Source organism: Actinoplanes sp. NPDC051633, from assembly GCF_040681735.1.
Lineage (GTDB): Bacteria > Actinomycetota > Actinomycetes > Mycobacteriales > Micromonosporaceae > Actinoplanes.
Genome location: NZ_JBFAZH010001841.1, coordinates 1 through 1036, shown reverse-complemented (window position 1 = coordinate 1036; position 1036 = coordinate 1). Strand labels below are relative to the sequence as shown.

Below are 1036 nucleotides of genomic sequence, written 5' to 3'. Positions count from 1 at the left end.
CCCAGCAGGCCGGCACGACAGCCGCCACCGGCACCCGGACGGGCCGCCTCTTCCCACCGTTTCTGGGTGCGGGCCTGCACGGAGCCGGCAGAGGCAACCACGGCGACGCGAAGCCGGGCGACCAGGAGAGCGCCCACCGAGCCCGCCCGCTGCAGTCCATCCCGGGCGTCCCGCCCGAGCTGAGAGGCCGCACCGCGGCGCTCCCCGGCACGCCGGACTTCCTGACCGGCCGCCACGAGGAAACGGAGGAGTCCCCGCTGGACGAGGACCTGTGGCAGGCCGAGCGTCCACCCGCACCCTTCGCCACTCAGCGCCGGCGCTGACCGCACCGGCCGGACTCCGCCCACCCTCGCGGTGGGCGGGGTCTTCGTGCCGCACCCCTTTGCTCTGCTTCCTCTGAGGAAGCAGTTCCAGGCACGCCGCGCCCGAACGGCGCCCGCTACGCCCCCGCAAACGGTGTCGGAACAGAACATAACAACTGCCGATCTGACCCTGACGTCCCTGGATCTGCTTCCTCAGGGGAAGCAGAGCAAAGGACCGCGGCACGGCTGCCGGGGCTTTGTCAGGGGGACTCGGCCGGCGACGTCGGGATCCGGGCCGCCGACGGGGTCAGCGGGCTCCCCTGAGGGACACGGGTTACCAGGGACGCCGGCAGACGCAGCGGGTGGGCTTTCGGGTAGCCCAGGACCGACAGGATCTCGCGGCCGGCCAGCGGGTGCGCCCGGCCCTGGTCGGTGACCAGCGTCAGCGTTCCGGCCCGCGCGTCTCTGCTCGGCATGGTCTCCACCAGCGCCGCCGCGCCCGGTGCGACGTAGACCTTGTCCGCCAGCGGGAGGCCCCCGCTCGTACGGCCTTGCGTCGGGACCGCCGATGCCGGCAGCGTGCCGCCCAGCCGGATTCTCGGCACCGCCGCGTTGTCGTCATACGTCACGCAGACCGGGCTGCCGGCGGCGAAGACCGGGCGGCTCGCCGGCGGGGACGCCGCGCCCGGCGGGGGCCCTGGTGCCATGCGGGCCTCCGCGGCCGCCGCCAGGCC

2 protein-coding genes are annotated in these 1036 nt (G+C 74.6%); one reads left to right on the top strand and one right to left on the bottom strand.

The genetic code is table 11. From position 1 onward, the window contains the following. On the top strand, window positions 1-323 hold a 323-nt coding region (locus AB0M20_RS45575; protein ID WP_364307922.1), incomplete at its 5' end, for a hypothetical protein. A 239-nt stretch (window positions 324-562) separates the two neighbouring features. Here the strand turns inward: AB0M20_RS45575 and AB0M20_RS45570 are convergent. Next, window positions 563-1036: type VII secretion protein EccB (locus AB0M20_RS45570; protein WP_364307920.1), on the bottom strand; the 474-nt coding region annotated here is incomplete at its 5' end.